This is a genomic window from Streptomyces sp. NBC_01197, from assembly GCF_036010505.1.
Classification (GTDB): Bacteria; Actinomycetota; Actinomycetes; order Streptomycetales; family Streptomycetaceae; genus Streptomyces.
On the sequence record NZ_CP108569.1, the window covers coordinates 5662949 to 5681605 of the forward strand.

Annotated in this window: 18 protein-coding genes; 11 read left to right on the forward strand and 7 right to left on the reverse strand. The window is 69.9% G+C overall.

Annotated elements, in window-relative coordinates; genetic code table 11:
- Window positions 1-7 precede the first annotated feature (7 nt).
- The 3 genes from OG452_RS26105 to panB all read right to left on the reverse strand — a co-directional run bounded on the left by OG452_RS26105 (window position 8) and on the right by panB (window position 2897).
- The gene (locus OG452_RS26105) at window positions 8-844 is read right to left on the reverse strand and encodes an ABC transporter permease (RefSeq protein WP_327298000.1); all 837 of its coding nucleotides are present in this window, start codon (window positions 842-844) and stop codon (window positions 8-10) included.
- On the reverse strand, window positions 841-1875 hold the full coding sequence (locus OG452_RS26110) for an ATP-binding cassette domain-containing protein (RefSeq protein WP_327298001.1): 1035 nt from the start codon (window positions 1873-1875) through the stop codon (window positions 841-843). Before OG452_RS26110 ends, OG452_RS26105 begins: the two co-directional genes overlap by 4 nt.
- Before the next feature lie 119 nt (window positions 1876-1994).
- Entirely contained in the window at window positions 1995-2897 is a 903-nt protein-coding gene (panB, locus tag OG452_RS26115; RefSeq protein WP_327298002.1) for a 3-methyl-2-oxobutanoate hydroxymethyltransferase, read from the reverse strand.
- Window positions 2898-3202: 305 nt separating this feature from the next.
- Here panB and OG452_RS26120 point away from each other — a divergent pair, with 305 nt between their 5' ends.
- Window positions 3203-4231, forward strand: coding sequence for an endonuclease/exonuclease/phosphatase family protein (locus OG452_RS26120; protein ID WP_327298003.1), 1029 nt, complete (start codon window positions 3203-3205; stop codon window positions 4229-4231).
- A 195-nt stretch (window positions 4232-4426) separates the two neighbouring features.
- A complete protein-coding gene (locus OG452_RS26125; RefSeq protein WP_327298004.1) occupies window positions 4427-5650 on the forward strand; it encodes an MFS transporter in 1224 nt (407 codons plus the stop codon).
- On the opposite strand, the gene OG452_RS26130 is transcribed toward OG452_RS26125, so the two are convergent.
- The 4 genes from OG452_RS26130 to OG452_RS26145 form a co-directional block, all read right to left on the reverse strand.
- Window positions 5622-7373, reverse strand: coding sequence for an NAD+ synthase (locus OG452_RS26130; RefSeq protein ID WP_327298005.1), 1752 nt, complete (start codon window positions 7371-7373; stop codon window positions 5622-5624). The genes OG452_RS26125 and OG452_RS26130 overlap by 29 nt on opposite strands.
- A 165-nt stretch (window positions 7374-7538) precedes the next feature.
- A complete protein-coding gene (locus OG452_RS26135) occupies window positions 7539-9491 on the reverse strand; it encodes a S53 family peptidase (RefSeq protein ID WP_327298006.1) in 1953 nt (650 codons plus the stop codon).
- 108 nt (window positions 9492-9599) lie between these two features.
- Window positions 9600-10253, reverse strand: coding sequence for a DUF305 domain-containing protein (locus tag OG452_RS26140; RefSeq protein WP_405560599.1), 654 nt, complete (start codon window positions 10251-10253; stop codon window positions 9600-9602).
- Between the two features lie 17 nt (window positions 10254-10270).
- Entirely contained in the window at window positions 10271-10948 is a 678-nt protein-coding gene (locus tag OG452_RS26145; RefSeq protein ID WP_327298007.1) for a DUF3105 domain-containing protein, read from the reverse strand.
- A gap of 142 nt (window positions 10949-11090) precedes the next feature.
- Between OG452_RS26145 and OG452_RS26150 the strand changes: the two genes are divergently transcribed.
- From OG452_RS26150 to OG452_RS26190, 9 genes are all read left to right on the forward strand, one after another.
- The gene (locus OG452_RS26150) at window positions 11091-11264 is read left to right on the forward strand and encodes a hypothetical protein (RefSeq protein ID WP_327298008.1); all 174 of its coding nucleotides are present in this window, start codon (window positions 11091-11093) and stop codon (window positions 11262-11264) included.
- Entirely contained in the window at window positions 11261-11716 is a 456-nt protein-coding gene (locus OG452_RS26155) for a monovalent cation/H+ antiporter complex subunit F (protein WP_327298009.1), read from the forward strand. Before OG452_RS26150 ends, OG452_RS26155 begins: the two co-directional genes overlap by 4 nt.
- Window positions 11709-11975, forward strand: a complete 267-nt coding sequence (locus tag OG452_RS26160; RefSeq protein ID WP_327298010.1) for a Na(+)/H(+) antiporter subunit B — start codon at window positions 11709-11711, stop codon at window positions 11973-11975. Before OG452_RS26155 ends, OG452_RS26160 begins: the two co-directional genes overlap by 8 nt.
- Window positions 11972-12736, forward strand: a complete 765-nt coding sequence (locus tag OG452_RS26165) for an MnhB domain-containing protein (RefSeq protein WP_327298011.1) — start codon at window positions 11972-11974, stop codon at window positions 12734-12736. Before OG452_RS26160 ends, OG452_RS26165 begins: the two co-directional genes overlap by 4 nt.
- Window positions 12733-13083, forward strand: coding sequence for a sodium:proton antiporter (locus tag OG452_RS26170; RefSeq protein ID WP_327298012.1), 351 nt, complete (start codon window positions 12733-12735; stop codon window positions 13081-13083). Before OG452_RS26165 ends, OG452_RS26170 begins: the two co-directional genes overlap by 4 nt.
- 14 nt (window positions 13084-13097) lie before the next feature.
- On the forward strand, window positions 13098-14846 hold the full coding sequence (locus OG452_RS26175; protein ID WP_327299788.1) for a complex I subunit 5 family protein: 1749 nt from the start codon (window positions 13098-13100) through the stop codon (window positions 14844-14846).
- 292 nt (window positions 14847-15138) lie between these two features.
- Window positions 15139-16500: a glutamine synthetase family protein gene (locus OG452_RS26180; protein WP_327298013.1), complete on the forward strand. Its 1362-nt coding sequence runs from the start codon at window positions 15139-15141 to the stop codon at window positions 16498-16500.
- A gap of 339 nt (window positions 16501-16839) precedes the next feature.
- Entirely contained in the window at window positions 16840-17607 is a 768-nt protein-coding gene (locus OG452_RS26185) for a phytanoyl-CoA dioxygenase family protein (protein ID WP_327298014.1), read from the forward strand.
- Between the two features lie 249 nt (window positions 17608-17856).
- Window positions 17857-18642, forward strand: coding sequence for a DUF3472 domain-containing protein (locus OG452_RS26190; RefSeq protein WP_327298015.1), 786 nt, complete (start codon window positions 17857-17859; stop codon window positions 18640-18642).
- Window positions 18643-18657 lie beyond the last annotated feature (15 nt).

The following is an 18657-nucleotide window of genomic DNA, read 5'->3' on the forward strand; positions in this document are numbered from 1 at the left end:
GGTCCGGTCAGGTCTTCTTGCGGAACTTCCGGATCGCCAGCGGCGCGGTGAGCGCGGTGATCGCCACCGACCAGCCGAGCGTCATCAGCACGGAGTGGGCGACCGGGCCGCCGTTCAGCAGGTTCCGTGCCGCGTCCGCGAGGTTGGAGAGCGGGTTGTAGTCGGTGAACGCCTGGAGCCAGCCCGGCATCGTGGTGGGCGGGGCGAAGATCGACGAGCCGAACTGGAGCGGCATCAGGACCAGCATGGCCATCCCCTGGACGGCCTGCACCGTCTTCATGGTCAGTCCGAGCAGGATGAAGATCCACATCAGCGAGGCGCCGAACACCAGCGAGAGGCCGATCGCCGCGAAGAGCGAGAGCACCGAGGTGTGGATGGTGAGACCCAGGATGAAGCCCACGGTCAGCAGGATCGCGATGGCGACCAGCATCCGGCCGATCTCCACGACGATCTTCGCGATCAGGACGGACGACCGAGCGATGGGCATACTGCGGAACCGGTCCATCACCCCCTTCTTGAAGTCGTCGTTGACCCCGGTGCCGACGGCCATGGCGATGTTCATGCCCATCATCGCCATCAGGCCCGGGACGACGTAGTCGACGTACTGCGTCTGGTTGCCCTTGCCCGCGATGGCGCCGCCGAAGACGAAGACGAACAGCAGGGTGAAGATGATCGGCATGAACAGGACGTCGACCATCGAGTCCGGATCCGCCTTGATCTGCAGCGCGTTGCGCCGGGCCAGGGCTCCGATGTGGCGCAGATTGGCCCGCAGCCCGATCCGCCCCTCACCGGCGGCCGCGGCCGGCACGGCGGGTCCCGGTTTCTCGATCGTTGCCGTGCTCATACCGCGGCCTCCTGGACCTGGTCCGTCTTCTCGTTCTGGTCGAAGCGGTCCTGCACGCTGGGCTTCTGGCCGGTGATGGCCAGGAACACCTCGTCCAGGCTGGGCAGATGGGTGCCGATGTTGGTGATGCCGAAGCCGCGCGAGGCCAGCAGGCCGACCACCGCGGTCAGTTGCTCGTCGCTGAGGATCGGCACGTTGAGCAGGCCCTCGTCGGGAACCGCCTGCGAGCCCGCGACACCGTCGAGCCCGGCCTCGGCCAGGGCGCGCGCCATGGCGGGCAGCTGGGCGCGGTCGCTCGGCTCGATCTGAAGGGTGCGGCCGCCGACCTTCGCCTTCAGCTCGTTCACCTCGCCGTTGGCGATGACCTTGCCCTTGTCGATGACCGTCAGCTCGTTGGCGAGCTGCTCGGCCTCCTCCATGTACTGGGTGGTGATGAGCACGGTCGCCCCCTCCGCGACCATCCGCTGCACCTCGTCCCAGACCTCGTTGCGGGTACGGGGGTCGAGACCGGTCGTCGGCTCGTCCAGGTAGAGCACCGACGGGTTGCCGATCATCGAGGCCGCCAGGTCGAGCCTGCGGCGCATCCCGCCCGAGTAGTTCATCGCGGCCTTCCTGGCCGCCTCCGTCAGCGAGAACCGCTCAAGCAGCTCGTCGGCTCGGCGCCTGGCGTCCTTGCGGGGGAGGTCGAGCAGCCTGCCGATCAGGTAGAGGTTCTCCCAGCCGGAGAGCTTCTCGTCGACCGATGCGTACTGCCCGGTGAGCCCGATCACCCGGCGCAGCTGCCGGGGCTGGGTCAGTACGTTGTAGCCGGCCACGGTGGCGGTGCCCGAGTCGGGCTGCAGCAGGGTGGAGAGGACCCGTACGAGGGTGGTCTTCCCGGCGCCGTTGGGCCCGAGCACACCGAGGACCGTGCCCTCCCGTACGTCCAGGTCCACGCCGTCCAGGGCCTTGGTGTCCCCGTAGTGCTTCACCAGCCCCCGCACCTGTACGGCGGGTCCGCCGTTCCCGGGGTTCTTGTCGATTCGCGTCATGCCGACTATCAGAGCAGCCGCCACTGACAAGTCACCGACAGAATGCCGACAGCCCGCCGATGGGGGAGGTCGGCGGGCTGTCGGTCCGTGCGGCAGTGGCCCGGGAAGGGCCGGTAACCCTAGTGGAAGGTGTGCTGCTCCAGCGGGAAGGTGCCGCCGACCACCTCGTCGGCGAACTCCTTCGCCGCGTCGCCGAGGGTCCGGCGGAGGTCCGCGTACTGCTTGGTGAAGCGCGGCACCTTGCCGCCGGTCAGACCGACCATGTCGGTGTAGACGAGCACCTGCGCGTCGCACTCGGGGCCGGCGCCGATCCCGACCGTCGGAATGTGCAGGATGCGGGTGACCTCGGCGGCCAGCTCGGCGGGTACGAGTTCGAGGACGACCGCGAACGCGCCCGCGTCCTGCACGGCCTTGGCGTCGCGCAGCAGCTGCTGTGCGGCCTCCTCGCCGCGGCCCTGCACCCGGTAACCCATGGAGTTGACGGACTGCGGCGTCAGCCCGATGTGGCCCATGACGGGGATGCCGGACCGCACCAGCAGATCGATCTGCTGGTGGGAGCGCTCGCCGCCCTCCAGCTTCACCGCGCCCACGCCCGCATCCTTGACCAGCCGCATCGCGCTGCGCAGTGCCTGGACCGGGCCCTCCTGGTAGCTGCCGAAGGGCAGGTCGCCGACGATCAGCGCCCGCGAGGTGCCCCGTACGACGGCGGCGGAGAGCATCGTCATCTCGTCGAGGGTGACAGGGACCGTGGTCTCGTAGCCGAGATGGCAGTTGCCCATCGAGTCGCCTACGAGCATCACGGGGATGCCCGCCTCGTCGAAGACGGAAGCGGTCATCGCGTCGTACGCGGTGAGCATGGGCCACTTCTCGCCGCGCTCCTTGGCGCCGCCGATGTCGTGGACGGTGATGCGCCTGCTGCTCCGGCCGCCGTACAGCGCCTTGCTGCTGTCGGCGGGCTTGTCGGGCTTTCCGGCGGGGGAGTCGGAGGAGGTGGAGTTCTCAGAGTTCAACGCGCGCGTCATCGCAACGCTCCTGTTCGTCATCTCGAGGCGCCCTGACGGCGTCCCCGGACCGCCTCCATGGTTGCACCGGACCGCCGCCGCACGGAAGTGGACCCCGGGACCGCCGTCGGCCCCCGGGTAAAATCTTCTCGATCATGGACCGGATGACTGAAATGTGCGCGTTCCGTCACAACCGGAACTCGGTACGGGACCCGGCTCGTCCTCGTGTCTGTACGGCCGTGTCCACACGGCGCGGAAAGTGCCGTTCCATCGCCTAGTGTCAAGGGCCGGGACGGCATGCACGGCAAGTCAGCGAGGGCAACGGTATGGCGCAGGCGCACTTCACGGACACGGAACACGGCGGCTCGGAGCACGGCCATTCCGAATCCGGTGCCCGGCGTCTGTTCGGCGGGCGGTGGCGGGGCGACCGGGGCATCTGGCGCCGGGGCATCGTCCTCGCGTTCTTCGCGGTGCTGCTCACGCTGACGATGCTCTTCCACGGGCATCTCCCCAATGACGTCGGCAACCTCGGCAGCCTCACCGAGACCTTCCTGCCCTGGCTGGGCCTGATCGGCATCCCGGTCCTGCTCGTGCTGGCGCTGCTGCGCCGCTCGGCCACCGCCCTGATCGTCCTGCTGCTGCCCGCCATCGTCTGGCTGAACATCTTCGGCGGGCTGCTCACCGACAAGTCGGCCTCCGGCGGCGACCTGGTGGTGGCCACTCACAACGTGAACGCGGCGAATCCCGACCCGGTGGGCACCGCGAAGAAGGTCGCCGCGTCGGGTGCCGACGTGGTCGCCCTGGAGGAGCTGGCCGCGGGCAAGGTCTCGACGTACACGAACGCCCTCGCGGCCACCTACCCGTACCACTCGGTGGAGGGCACGGTCGGGCTCTGGAGCAAGTACCCGATGAGCGACACCCGGCCCGTCGGAATAAGGCTCGGCTGGGTCCGCGCCCTGCGGTCCACGATCACCACCCCCAAGGGCAAGGCCGCCGTCTACGTCGCGCACCTCCCCTCGGTAAGGGTGAAGCTCGACGCCGGGTTCACCGCCTCGCAGCGCGACCAGAGCGCGGACGCGCTGGGTGCGGCCATCAGGAAGGAGCCGCTGCACGACGTGGTGCTCCTCGGCGACCTCAACGGGACGATGAACGACCGTTCGCTGAACGCCGTGACCGCGCAGCTGCGCTCCACCCAGGGCGCGGCGGGCAACGGCTTCGGCTTCAGCTGGCCCGCGAAGTTCCCGATGGCGCGGATCGACCAGATCCTGGTCAAGGGCGCCGACCCGGTCTCCTCCTGGACGCTGCCCAGCACCGGCAGCGACCATCTGCCGATCGCGGCCCGCATCAGGCTCTGAGCGGGCGGCGGCGGGGCCCCGGCCCCCGCCGCGGTAAAGAGCCGGACGAGATACGCATCACTTAACGGGATGTTCACCTGCTGGAACAACACGGCGGGGAGACTTTGTTCAGCAGGAGAACTTAAGCTGGCCTTCCGGCCCGCCGCCGTTCTTCCGTCCCCGTGTTCCCGCTCTCGTAAGAGAAGGTCTTTCTCCATGCCCCTGGCCCTGCTCGCGCTGGCCATCTCCGCGTTCGGCATCGGCACCACCGAGTTCGTGATGATGGGCCTGCTGCCCAACGTCGCCGACGACCTGGGCACCTCCGTGCCCACCGCGGGTTATCTCGTCTCCGCCTACGCGATCGGCGTCGTCGTCGGCGCCCCGCTGCTCACCGCCCTCGGCTCCCGTATCCCGCGCAAGCGGATGCTGCTGCTCCTGATGGCCCTCTTCACCGTCGGCAACCTGGCATCCGCCTTCGCGCCCGGCTTCGGCTGGCTACTGGCCGGGCGGGTACTCGCCGGGCTGCCGCACGGCGCCTTCTTCGGCGTCGGCGCGGTCGTCGCCTCCGGCCTGGTCGACGAGGGCAGGCGCGGCCGCGCCGTCGCCACCATGTTCCTCGGCCTGACCATCGCCAACATCGTCGGCGTCCCCGCCGCGACCCTGCTCGGACAGCACCTCGGCTGGCGCGCCACCTTCGTCGTGGTCGGCGTGATCGGTCTGGTGGCGCTGGCCGCGCTGGCCCGGCTCATTCCGTACGTCCCCGTCGACGCCCGCCAGAGCCTGCGTCACGAGGTGCGCGCCCTCGGCAACCGGCAGGTGCTCCTCGGGCTGCTCACCGCGGTCTTCGGCTTCGCCGGGGTCTTCGCCGTCTACAGCTACCTCGCCTCGATCACCACCGAGGTCATGGGCCTCTCCGAGTCCTCGGTGACCCTGGTGCTGGCGCTCTTCGGCATCGGTATGACGCTGGGCGCGCTGGCCGCCGGGCCGCTGAGCGACCGGGCGCTGCGCCCCACGGTGTACGGCTCGCTGGCCGGACTCGCCGTCGTGCTGGTCGCCTTCGACTTCACCGTGCATGTGAAGTGGGCCGCGCTGCTGAGCGTGGTGCTCCTCGGCGCTGTCGGCTTCATGACCACGACCCCGCTGCAGATGCTGGTGATGGAGAAGGCCAGGTCGGCCCCCACACTGGCGTCGGCCTCCAACCACTCCGCCTTCAACATGGCCAACGCGGGCGGCGCCTGGCTCGGCGGGGTCGCCATCGCGGCCGGCTGGGGCTGGATGTCGCCGACCCTGGTGGGCGCGGCACTCGCGGTGACCGGCCTGGCCATCGCGGTGACCGCGGGCGTCCTTGACCGCGGTACACGCAAGGGGGCCTCCCGCGTGGTCGCGGAAGGCCCCCGTACGGAGCGTGCGCTCAGCTCGTCTCGCGCCAGCGGTTCGTGATCGGCAGCCGCCGGTCCTTGCCGAACCCCTTCGCGGAGATCTTGGTGCCCGGCGGGTACTGACGGCGCTTGTACTCGGCGGTGTCCACCATCCGGAGTGTCTTCACCACCAGCTCCGGGTCGAACCCGGCCGCGACAATGGAGTCGAGGCCCTGGTCGGCGTCCACGTACCGGGCCAGGATCGCGTCGAGCACCTCGTAGTCCGGCAGCGAGTCCGTGTCGACCTGGCCGGGGCGCAGCTCGGCGCTGGGGGGTTTGGTGATCGAGTTCTCCGGGATCGGCGGGGTCTGGCCCCGCTCGGCCGCCGCCCGGTTACGCCACTCGGCGAGCCGGAAGATCGACGTCTTGTAGACGTCCTTGATCGGGCCGTAGGCGCCGACCGAGTCGCCGTAGAGCGTCGAGTACCCCACCGCCAGCTCGGACTTGTTGCCCGGTGCGAGCACGATCTGGCCCTCCTGGTTGGAGATGGCCATCAGCGTGGTGCCGCGCAGCCGCGACTGGAGGTTCTCCTCGGCCAGGCCTGTGAGCGAGAGCGAGTCCATGTACGCGTCGAACATCGGAGCGATCTCCACGGTCCGGTAGTTCAGCCCGGTACGCCGGGCCAGCTCGGCCGCGTCGCCCCGGGAGTGGTCGGACGAGTACTTGGACGGCATGGAGACGCCGTACACGTTCTTCGCACCGAGGGCGTCGCAGGCGATGGCCGCGACGAGGGCCGAGTCGATGCCGCCGGAGAGCCCGATCAGCACCGAGGAGAAGCCGTTCTTCGCGGCGTACGCCCGCAGGCCCACGACCAGTGCGGTGTACAGCTCCTCGTCGTCGTCGAGCCGCTCGGCGTAGCCGCCGGGCAGCTCGGCCGAGTAGGCGGGGACCGGCTCGTCGGAGAGCGTCACGTGCTCGATGCGCAGCCCGTCGGCGACCACGCCGGAGGGGACCGGGCCCGCGGCGGGCAACTCCAGGTCGACCACCACACAGCCCTCGGTGAACTGCGGCGCCCGCGCGACGACTTCGCCGTCCTTGTCGACCACGATCGAGTCGCCGTCGTAGACCAGCTCGTCCTGGCCGCCGGTCATCGCGACGTACGCGGTGGTGCAGCCGGCCTCCCTGGCCCGCTTGCGGACCAGTTCGAGCCGCTGGTCGTCCTTGTTCAGCTCGTACGGCGACGCGTTGATCGAGACCAGCAGCCCGGCCCCGGCGGACCGGGTGGCGGGGACCCGCCCGCCGTCCTGCCAGAGGTCCTCGCAGATGGCGAGCGCGACGTCGACGCCGTGCACCCGGATCACCGGGAGGGTCTCCCCGGGGACGAAGTAGCGGAACTCGTCGAAGACGCCGTAGTTCGGCAGATGGTGTTTGGAGAAGGTGAGCGCGACCTCACCGCGGTGCAGCACGGCCCCGGCGTCCCGCGGGGCGCCCGCGGGCTGCCCGTAGCGGGGCTGGGCCTTCTCGGTGCGGTCGAGGTAGCCGACGACGACGGGGACCTCCCCGAACCCTTCGGCGTCCAGCCGTGCCGCGAGCGCGTGCAGCGCGGCCCGGGACGCGTCGACGAAGGACGACCGCAGGGCCAGGTCCTCGACGGGGTATCCGGTCAGCATCATCTCCGGGAACGCCACCAGATGGGCGCCCTGCTCGATGGAGTGCCGGGTCCAGTGGACGATCGCCTCGGCGTTCCCGGCGAGGTCACCGACGGTCGAGTCGATCTGATTCAGTGCGAGGCGTAGTTGAGGCACGGGGCCAGTGTAATCGTCTCTCTGACGCGATGTCCCGTTGGGAGGGTGCGCGGTATGTCACTGCGACGCCGCCCCGCCCCCACCCGCGATGCGGGGTCTCAGGGCGGGGCGGCGTCTGTGGCTACCGCCCGCGGTGGTGGCGGCAGTGGTGACGGCCTGTGGCGGTCAGCGGCGGGCGTACGAGCTGATGTACGTCCGTCCCGGGGTGCCGACACCCGTCACGTCGTCGTAGCCGACGGTGGCGGTCAGTGACGCGTCCGCGCCGAGCGTCCGCAGCGAGGTCAGCAGACCGCCACTCGCGTCGACACTGTTGGCGAAGTCGACACGGACGACCGACTGGGTGTGTCCGGCGCCCAGCGGGTGGTCGGTCACGTCGTGGTAGGCCGAGGTCCCGTAGCGGGAGTAGATCGACGGGTTGGCGAACCCGATCGGAACCCCGTGCTGCGCCTGCTGCGCCAGCGCCTGGATGCCCGCGATGACCGGCGACGCCAGCGAGGTGCCGCCGATGCGGTACTCGCTGTACTGCTGCGAACCGTCCGGGAAGGTCTGCGTCTGGCCCACCAGGAAGCCGGTGTTGGGGTCAGCGATCGCGGAGATGTCCGGAACGGTGCGCATGGGCGTCTTGCCATTGAACGTGGCGAGCTTCCCGGGCACCACACCGCGCTGGTAGAACGGCTGCGCCACGGTCTTGCTGGTGCCGCCGCCCGCGCCGCCGGTGTAGGCGCCGGGGAAGGACGTCCAGGTCTTCTTGTCGGCCGAGAGGGCCGACTTCCGGGTGCCCCAGCCGGTCTCCCACTGGTACTTGTCGCCCTTGCCCACGGCGAGCGAGGTGCCACCGACCGCCGTCACCCAGGCGGAGTTGGCCGGAGTGTCGACCTGCTTGGTACCGGTGTTGGCGACCTCGTCGCCGTTGTCACCGGATGAGAAGTAGAAGCCGATGCCCTCGACTGCGCCCATCTGGAAGACCTGGTCGTAGGCCGCGGCCACGGCCGGGGTCTCGTTGGCCTCGATGTCGCCCCAGGAGTTCGAGACGATGTCGGCGAGGTGGTTGTCGACGACCTTGCCGAGCGAGTCGAGCAGCGCGTCGTCGTTGCAGGACGCGGCACCGACGTACACGATGTCCGACTTGGGCGCCACCGCGTGCACGGCCTGGACGTCGAGGGTCTCCTCGCCGTACCAGCCGGCCGCGCCGCACGCGTCGATGTCGGTGTAGTCGCTCGGCAGCACCTGCGAGAGCTGGCCCTTGGCGTACGAGCTGTCGCCGTTGCGCTGGGCGTACTTGGCCGAGTCCTGCGCGATGGTCGGCGAGGCGTAGGCGTCCGTGATGGCGACCGTGACGCCCTTGCCGGTCTTGTTGCCCGCGCCGTAGGCGGCGCGCAGCTGCTTGCCGGTGTAGCCCTTGATCGCGTAGGGAGCCTTCTCGCCGTACGCGTTCGGGAGGTCCTTGTTGACCTTCTGGCCGTAGTACGACGACATCGGCCCGGCGTTCTTGAAGACCGCACTGGGCGGGGGCAGCGTCGTGGTGTCGTGCTTCACGTTGTGCGGGGCGTTGTCGAGGCCCACCACCGTCAGCACCGCACCCTGGAGGGAGGCGGGCGCGGAGGCCGTCGACGTCGGGGCCCGGTAGGTTTTGCTGCCCTTGCGGTAGTTGTGCAGCTGCGTCGAGAAGGCCTTCTCGGCCGCGCTCACGTCGCCGCTGACCGACACGTAGTGCTCGTTGGTCCCGGTGACCTTCAGGCCCGAGGACTTCAGCCAGGCGGTGACCTGCTTGACCTGCTCGGGCGTCGTGCCGAAGCGGGCCTTGGCCTGCTTCGCGCTCAGGTACTTGCCGTAGGAGGCGGACTGCGGGTCCGACACCTCCTTCGCGTACGCCGTCAGGCCCTTGGCGTCACGCCCGGCCAGATAGACGCGCGCGTTCACCTGGCCCGAGTTCGCGCTCGCGCCACGGTCGGCGGAGGCCTTCGCCCACAGCGGTTTGGTGCCCTGAAGTGCATGGCGGCTGCCCGTACCGGAGTCGGCGTTGGCGCTGGGTATGGACAGAGCCAGCGCGCCGGCGAGCAGCGGCAGTGTCGCTGCCACGCTCAGCCCGGCGCGCATTTTCGAGCGGCTGGATCTCATGGAACCCCCTGGTTGCGGTTCGTCGCAGGTACGCGTGTACGCCACACCTTGCCCGATGAACAGCTCACGCCAGGGGCATGCGATGACCAAGAAGATCTCAAGGAACGGTCATGAACCGGCAGTTGATCCCGTTGGTGGCGAAGCGCCCCTTTCCTTCAGCAGATCGGCCATGAGCTGCACCTCGGACTGCTGGGCGGCCACCATGCCCTGCGCCAGCTTCTCCTCCGCTCCGACCTTGCAGAGCTGCACACATCCCTCCGCCATATGGATACCGCCCCTGTGATGGGCCGTCATCAGCTGGAGGTACAGGATCTCCGCCTTCCTGCCGCTCAGCTTCCGCAGGGTGGAGAGCTGGGCCGTGGTGGCCATACCGGGCATCAACGCCCCGTCGGCGGACGGCTCCTGCCCCATCCCCATCCACTCCATCGGCAGCCGGTCCGCGTCGCTCACCGGCAGCCCCCAGAGGTTCAGCCAGCCCGTCATCATGCCGCGCTGGTTGGCCTGGGTGTTGGCGATGTCGTACGCGAGGCGGCGCACATCGGTGTTGTCCGTGCGGTCCCGCACGATGAACGACATCTCCACTGCCTGCTGGTGGTGGACCGACATGTCACGGGCGAAACCGGCGTCGGCCGAGCCCGCGGTGGGCGTCCGCGCGGCGCCCGCATCGGTGTGCGCAGCGGTGTGCGTGTCGTGACCCGTGGTGAACGCCATCGTCGCCGCGGCAGCGCAGAGCAGGACGAGAACGGCGGCGGCGACAGTCATCAGCCGCGTGCTCCTGCTCACTGGCCGTCAAGCCCGCCCGTGCACGCCGCACCCGGTTCCGGGGTCTGCGGGCCCTGCACGTACTTGGTGAAGAACTGGTTCACCCTCGGGTCGTCCGCGCCGCCCACCGTGACCTGCTTGCCCCAGGCGCTGAGCATGATCGCACCCGACTGGCCCGGGTACGGGCTCATCAGCGAGTACGGGGTCCTCGACACCTTCGCGCCCAGCTTCTTCACGTCGGCCGCCGGGGCCTTGTCCGTGTAGGTGACCCAGACCGAGCCGTGCTCCAGCGAGTGGACGGCGTTCATGTCGGGGAGCGGCTTGGTGTAGACGTTCCCGTTGCAGTCCATCCAGACCTGGTTGTGGTCCCCGCCGACCGGCGGCCTCATCGGGTAGTTCACCTTCGTGGTGACGTGGGTGCGACCGAGCTTCTTGATGTCCCAGTCCTTCTCACCCTTGATGGGCCCGGCTGTCGTCCCGCTGTCCGCCTCGCCGTCGGACGCCTTGCTGTCGGACGCGGTGCTGTCCGAGCCAGAGCTGACGAGATACGTGCCGAAGCCGACCAGCCCCGCCACGGCGACCGCCGCCACCGTGATCACGGCGATACGGACCCGGCGCTCACGCGACCTCTCGGCGCGGCGCATCTCTTCTATTCGGGTCTTGCGATCGTTCTTCGAGCCCTGCGTCGAAGCCATCGATGAGTCCTCAAGTCCTGGTGCGATACGGACGGTCCGGGGGCTCAGATCGTAATGGCGGGGAATGCGGCATGGCACAGGGACCGGACAGCGGAAGTGCGGCACTGTGGCCGGGGCACTGGCGTACGGAGGTGGACGAAGGGTGCACAAGTATGCGATCGGCGCGGAAGTGCTGCTCTGGTGGGCGGCCCTGACGGCGCTGTGGCTGGTTCTCATCAGCACCGTGGACGTACTGGAAGTCGTGGTGGGAGCGGCACTGGCGCTGCCGGCGGCAGTCGCCGCCCGTGCGGCACGGACGGCGGTGAGGCAACGGTGAACGGCTGGCTGTTCGCTGCCGCCGCGCTGCTGGTGGGCGGGGTGGCACCGGCCCTGTGGGCGGTGGCCTCCGGCCCGCTGCGGCGCCGTGTCGTCGCCCAGAACCAGGCCACCCTGCTGGTCTGCCTCGCCATGCTGCTGCTCGCCCAGGGGTTCGACCGCTCCTCCGCGTACACCGACCTCGCCCTCGTGCTGGCGGTACTCGGCCCGGCCGGCACCCTGGTGTACGCCCGGCTGCTCGCCGACGACCTGGCGGACGACCCGCCGCGCAGCTCCCGGACCACCTGGCCGGCCGTCGCCGCCACGGTGCTGGTCGTCGTGCCGCTGTGCGTGGTGACCGGGCCGGGCCGGGCGGCCGCCAAACTGCTCGTCATCGGGACCGTGCTGGTCACGGGCAACATCATCGCTTCACGGGCGCTGGACGTCCCGGTCCCGGAGGCGCCCCGTGGCTGACGCGCTGATCATCATCGCCCTGCTGCTGGTCGCCGCCGCGGCCACCGCGGCCGTCCTGGTCCGGGACCCCGCCCGGCAGGCGCTCGTCCTCTCGGTACTCGGCCTCGCCCTGGCCGTGCTGTTCACCGTCCTCCAGGCCCCGGACGTGGCGCTCTCCCAGCTCGCGGTGGGCTCGGCGCTCACTCCGCTGCTCGTGCTCCTGTCCGTACGCAAGGTCCGCCGCAGGCGCGGGGCCGAGCGGAAGGAGCACAGCGGATGAGCCGGCGGCTGCGACTGTGGGTCCTGGCGCTCGGCCTGGCCGGACTCGCGGCCATGCTCGCCGGCGCGTACCGGCTGCTCCCGCACTTCGGCGGTGACGTCCACCCGTACGGCGACCGGGCGGTGCGGGCGGCGCTGAGCCGGCACACCGCCAACGTCATCGCCTCCGTCAACTTCGATCAGCGGGCCTTCGACACCCTGGGGGAGGAGAGCATCCTCTTCGGCGCGGTCCTCGGCACGGTCGTACTGCTGCGCCAGACCCGGGACGAGCGGCAGTACCGCCCCGAGCCCGCCCCCGTCCTGCGGTCCGTGCGCCGCTACGCGCTGGTGGCGCTGCCCGTCACCCTGCTAGCCGGGGCGTACGTGGTCGCACACGGGCAGCTCAGCCCCGGCGGCGGATTCCAGGGCGGCGTCGTGATGGCCACCGCGCTGCACCTGCTCTACATCGCGGTCGACTACCGGGCGCTGGAGCGGGTCCGGCCCATCGGCGTCTACCACATCGGTGACGCGGCGGGCGAGGGCGCCTATCTGGTCCTGGGGCTCGCGGGACTGCTCTGCGGGACCTCGTTCCTCGCCAACTTCCTGCCGTACGGCACCTTCAACAAACTCGCGTCGGGCGGGACCGTGCCGCTGCTCAACGCGGCCATCGGGGTGGAGGTCGCCTGCGCGGTGGTCGTCCTCCTTGCCGGCTTCCTCGACCAGGCACTGGAGATCGAGGAGTCGGAGGAGCCGGAGAAGACGAAGGAGGCGGGGCCGGAATGATGTCCGTGCTGCCGTACGCGATCGCCGGGTGGGTATTCATCGTCGGTGTCTACGGCCTCGCCACCAGCCGCAACCTCATCCATGCCGTGGGCTGCCTCACCGTCTGCCAGTCCTCCACCTATGTCCTCCTGCTCTCCGTCGGCTACCGCGACAGCGGTACCGCCCCGGTCTTCTCCGACCTCAAGCCCGGCTCGCGGCCCCTGGTGGATCCCGTCGTGCAGGCCCTGTCCCTGACCGACGTGGTGGTGGGCGCGACCCTCACCGCACTGCTGCTCGCCCTCGTCGTACAGATCGACAAACGGCACGGCACCGTCGACCCCGACGAACTCTCCGAGCTGCGCGGATGAACGGGTCCGGGCAGCTGAACCAGCTGCTTCCGCTGATCGTGGCGCTGCCGCTCGCCGGGGCCGCCGCCCTGGTCGCCGCCGGCCGCAGGCTGCCCCGGTTCGCCGCCGAAGTGGTCGGTGCCGCCTTCGCGGCGGGCACCGCGGCGCTCTCCCTCGTCCTGCTCGTGGGCGGCACGGACCACGCAGCCGAATGGGTCGGCGGCTGGACCCCGAAGCACGGGCAGAGCGTCGGCATCGTCCTGACCGGCGACCCGCTCGCGCTGGGTCTCGCCACGCTGATCTCCCTGCTCGTCGTCGCCGTACTCGCCTACTCCTGGCGGTACTTCGACGAGCCGCCGCATCGGCATGCCGGCGCGTTCCCCGCGCTCGTCCTGCTCTTCCAGGCCGGTATGTGCGGCTTCGTCCTCACCGGGGACCTCTTCAACGCCTTCGTCTTCTTCGAGCTGATGAGCGTGGTCGCCTACGCGCTCACCGGCTACCGGGTCGAGGAGGCGAAAGCGGTCCAGGGCGCGCTCACCTTCGGCGTCGTCAACTCGCTGGGTGCGTACGCCACGCTCACCGGGATCGTGCTGCTCTACGCCCGCACCGGTGAACTCGGTATGCGGGCCATCGGGCGGCGTCTCGACGAGCAGGGCGGCCCTGACGCCCTCGTCCTCACCGCCTTCGTCCTCATCATCACCGGGCTGCTGGTCAAAGCGGCCACCGTCCCCTTCCACTTCTGGCTTCCCGACGCGCACGCGGTCGCGCCCACCCCGGTCTGCATGCTGTTCTCCGGTGTGATGGTCGAGCTCGGTGTGTACGGGACGGGCCGGATCTACTGGACGGTCTTCGGCGGCCCGGGCGGGGTCCCGGCGCACGACGCCGAGCGGGCACTGGTGACCCTCGGTGTGCTGACCGCCCTGGTCGGGGCCGTCATGTGCTGGTACCAGCGCCACCTCAAACGCCTGCTCGCCTTCTCGACCGTCGCGCACACCGGCCTCTTCCTGGTCGGCCTCGGACTGCTCACCCCGCAGGCGTCGGCGGGCGTCGCGCTGTACGTGCTCGGGCACGCGGGTGTGAAGGCGGCGCTCTTCGCCTGCGCCGGGATTCTCCTCGACCGCTACGGCTCCATCGACGAGCACGAACTGCACGGCCGCGCCCGTGGACTCACGGTCGTCGGTGTGCTGTTCACGGCTGGCGGTCTCGCACTCGCGGGGCTGCCGCCGTTCGGCACGGGTCTGGGAAAGGCGGTCATCGAGGAATCGGGGGGCACCCCCCTCACGGCGCTCTGCGTCGCGGTGTCGGCGCTCACCGGGGGAGCGGTGCTGCGCGTCGCCGCGCGGGTCTTCGGCGGGTTCGGCCGCCCTCCGGAGGACAGCCGCCCGTACGAGACGAGCGGTGAGCACGAGGAGCCCGAGACCGGCGGCCGGCCGCTGTCCCGCGTCCCCGACACCATGCTCGCCGTGCCGGCGGTGCTGCTCGCCGGGGCGCTGGCGGTAGGTGCGGTGCCGGGCATCGCAGGCGCGGTCGGCCATGCGCTGGACGAGGCGATTCCGGGGAAGGCGGACCATGGGCCCGAGTGGTCGTCCGCCGGAGTGCTCCTGGGCCTGCTGTCCACGGTGCTCGCCGCGGGGCTCGCCACCGTGGCTGTGCGCCGGCCGGACCTGCTCGGCGGCCCGGACCGGTTCCGGTCACTGCGCAGGCTCCACTCGGGGCACGTCGGCGACTACGTCGCGTGGCTGGCCGCGGGGGTATCCCTGCTGGGTGCGCTGGTCCGCTGGTAGGCCGCCGATGGTCCGTTGGCAGCCCGCCGGCAGTCCGCGCAACCTCAACACCGTACGGGGGTGTTCGCTGTGCTCCCCGCACTCGCGGGGGCTGTCCGGAAGGGCGGCGACCCTGACTCGTTCAGGGCCTCGACGTGACTCACAATGGAGGCTGCGGTACACCCGAACGGGGTCAGATGTTCGGACGAGGGTTCGCAACATGCTGGAAATCGTGTGGTGGGATGCTCATGAGCCCCGGGGACTCCGGAGGCGTGGGAGCAGGTGGCTGACCAGCAAGGATAGGTAGGACGGTATGGATAAACAGCAGGAATTCGTGCTCCGTACGCTGGAGGAGCGCGATATCCGCTTTGTGCGCCTGTGGTTCACCGACGTGCTCGGGTTCCTGAAGTCGGTCGCCGTGGCACCCGCCGAGCTGGAGCAGGCCTTCGACGAGGGCATCGGTTTCGACGGGTCGGCCATCGAGGGCTTCGCGCGCGTCTACGAGTCCGACATGATCGCCAAGCCGGACCCCAGTACCTTCCAGATCCTGCCGTGGCGCGCGGAGGCTCCCGGTACCGCCCGGATGTTCTGCGACATCCTGATGCCGGACGGCTCCCCGTCCTTCGCCGACCCCCGCTATGTACTGAAGCGGATCCTGGCCAAGACCTCCGACCTGGGCTTCACCTTCTACACCCACCCGGAGATCGAGTTCTACCTCCTGAAGGACAAGCCGCTCGACGGCACCCGCCCCACCCCCGCCGACAACTCCGGCTACTTCGACCACACTCCGCAGAACGTCGGCATGGACTTCCGCCGCCAGGCGATCACCATGCTCGAATCCATGGGGATCTCGGTCGAGTTCAGCCACCACGAGGGCGCCCCGGGCCAGCAGGAGATCGATCTGCGGTACGCCGACGCGCTGTCGACCGCCGACAACATCATGACTTTCCGGCTGGTCATGAAGCAGGTCGCGCTGGAGCAGGGCGTGCAGGCCACCTTCATGCCGAAGCCGTTCAGCGAGTACCCCGGCTCGGGTATGCACACCCACCTCTCCCTCTTCGAGGGCGACCGCAACGCCTTCTACGAGTCGGGTGCCGAGTACCAGCTCTCCAAGGTGGGCCGGTCCTTCATCGCGGGCCTGCTGACGCACGCGGCAGAGGTCTGCGCGGTCACCAACCAGTGGGTCAACTCCTACAAGCGCATCTGGGGCGGCTCGGCGCGCAGCGCGGGAGCGGGCGGCGAGGCACCCTCGTACATCTGCTGGGGGCACAACAACCGCTCCGCGCTGATCCGCGTCCCGATGTACAAGCCGGGCAAGACCGGCTCGGCGCGGGTCGAGGTCCGCTCCATCGACTCCGGGGCCAACCCGTACCTGACGTACGCGCTGCTGCTCGCGGCGGGCCTCAAGGGCGTCGAGGAGAGCTACGAACTCCCGGCCGGCGCCGACGACGACGTATGGGCGCTCTCCGACTCGGAGCGCCGCGCGATGGGCATCGAGCCGCTGCCGCAGAACCTGGGCGAGGCGATCGAGCTGATGGAGCGCAGCGAACTGGTCGCCGAGACGCTGGGCGAGCATGTCTTCGACTTCTTCCTGCGGAACAAGAAGCAGGAGTGGGAGGAGTACCGCAGCGAGGTCACCGCGTTCGAGCTGCGGAAGAACCTGCCGGTGTTGTAGGGGCGGGGCGGTTTTATGCCTGAGCGACATTCCGGGTCCGCGCCGATCGGGGCGGGCCCGGAAGGACCTCGGACCCCAGCGTGAGCGCGCGCCGGGGCCTGAACGGAACGGGCTGGACCGCGTCGGTCAGTGAGGATTGCCGTCGCAGACGTGGCAAGAACCCTCCTCACTCTCCCCGACGTGGCCGGACTGGCCCGAACTGCCGTTCTGGCAGCAGGAGACGGCCCTGTCCGGTCGGTCAACGGCCACTCGCGACCGGGCTGCCTGCCACGTGGAAACCGGGTTGCGGCGGCTCCCCCGCTCGGTGAGGCTGCCCGGAAAGCCGCCGAGCCTGTGGGGATGCCGATGCTGAGCGACGCCGAGATCGAGTCCTTCGTCGCGGACGGTTTCGTGCGTGTCCCCGGGGCCGTTCCCAGGGGGACGGTGGAGGACTGCCGCGCGCAGTTGTGGGAGGCGAGCGGCTGCTCCCCAGACGATCCCGCGAGCTGGACCGAGCCGGTCGTGCGGATCGGCGGCCTGGCCACTCCGGCGTTCCGCGACGCGGCCAACCCCCCGGTGCTGCATGAGGCCTACGACCAGTTGGCCGGGGCGGGGCGATGGCGCTCGCCGGGCGGGATGGGTACCTTCCCGCTCCGCTTCCCGAGTGAGAGGGACCCCGGTGACGACGGCTGGCACCTCGACGCGGGCTGGACCGCGGACACGGGGGAGTATCTGGTGAACCTGCGCTCGCGCGGGCGGGCGTTGCTGATGCTGTTTCTCTTCACCGACGTCGGCCCGGACGACGCCCCGACCCGCATCCGGGTCGGCTCGCACCTGGATGTGCCGCCCCTGCTCGGCGCCGCGGGTGAGAAGGGGCGGGCGTGGTTCCCTTTGTGTGCGGAGGCCGTTCCGGACTCGGTGGGCCGCCGTGAGGTGGCTGCCACCGGGGAGGCCGGGGACGTGTTCCTCTGTCATCCGTTCCTGATCCACGCCGCCCAGCGGCACGGCGGTACTACCCCGCGCTTCATCGCCCAGCCGCCGCTGGAGCCGACAGGACTGCTCGCCCTGGACGGCCAGGCGCCGACGCCCGTCGAACGGGCCGTATTGGCCGGCTTGTCCCGTCTCTGAGGGCGCGAACGTTCCGCAGGCACCGCACCTTCGGGGGCCGAGGCAATGACGGAGCCGGTCAAGTGGCTCTTGGACTTTGGCGGTGCGGTGCTTGTCCTTTTGTCATCGGCTTGCCGCCGGCCGTTGACGAAGCGTCAGTTGGTGCGTGAACGTGCTTGTTCAACGCCTCCGGTGAACAGGACCACTCACCCGGCTGTACAGCCACGTAACGCCATCAGTGCACTCTCCACCCCCACACAGGAGACACACATGCGGATGCACATGCGGATGCGGCACCTGCTCACCACCGGAACACTGGCCACCGCGGCGGGCGTCGCCGTGCTGCTCATGGGGCCCGCTGCGCCCGTACAGGCCGCGGCCCCCGTACAGGACGCCGCCACCGGGCAGACCCCGGGGACGTACGCCTACTGGAGCGCGCCGTCCGACGTCACATCGGTCTCGATCCCGATGACGCTCCAGCATTCGCCCGGCAACTACAACGCCTACTGGTCGACCCAGTTCGGCTTCGCGGGCAGCGGGGCCTCCGGGTACATGGGGTTCCAGACCCACGCCGACGGCGGCGGGATGTTCCTCGTCTCGATCTGGAACGGCACCGAGGCCACCGCGGGCGGCTCCGGCACGTACTGCCAGGACTTCGACGAGGGCGGCACCGGCAAGACCTGCCGGCTTGACCAGCGCCCCGTCGAAGGGCACCAGTACGCGATGGAGGCGGCGCAGCAGACCGGTTCGTACTGGAAGTACTCCATCGTCGACAGGACCGCCGGCACCACCACCGTCCTCGGGAAGATCAAGATCGACGGCGACCACCCGATGGCCGGGTCCAGTTTCGACAGCTGGACCGAGTACTTCGACTGGAACGACCCCGCCACCGTCTGCGCCGACGCCAAGTACTCCAAGCTGCTGTTCGGTATCCCCACCACCAGTGCGGGCAAGGGCACTTACAACTCGTCCAGCCTCAGCGACACCTGCCAGTCCATCGCCAAGGTGACCCTGGACGCCTCCGGAGCCACGGAGGAGAACGGCATCGGGCAGTAGCGGCCGCCACGACCC